Below are 281 nucleotides of genomic sequence, written 5' to 3' on the forward strand. Positions count from 1 at the left end.
TCCCCAGCATTCTGCTCTTGCGGGCGACTCTCTGAATTTACTCACGATACTCAGTGGCGAACTATTAAAGACGCTATGATATTAGGAACTCCAGTTGAACTTTTGATTCAGACTAGGCGCATTACATGTTCGCTATGCGGTACAAAAACGGAAGCAATATCTTGGCTTAAACCATACTCACGCCTGACTAATCGATTGATAGAATATATTGAACAACTGCTGCCTTTGCTGCCGATTAAACATATTTCAGAACTGACTGGAGTACATTGGCACACGATAAA

The 281-nt window shown here is 42.0% G+C and carries 1 protein-coding gene; it reads left to right on the forward strand.

Annotated features, from left to right (window positions below; genetic code table 11):
• The coding region (locus PVK70_RS19000; protein WP_443111808.1) for a helix-turn-helix domain-containing protein at positions 1 to 281 on the forward strand (281 nt) is incomplete at both ends.

Origin of the sequence: Aliivibrio sp. A6, assembly GCF_028765505.1 — a bacterium.
GTDB classification, from domain to species: domain Bacteria; phylum Pseudomonadota; class Gammaproteobacteria; order Enterobacterales; family Vibrionaceae; genus Aliivibrio; species Aliivibrio finisterrensis_A.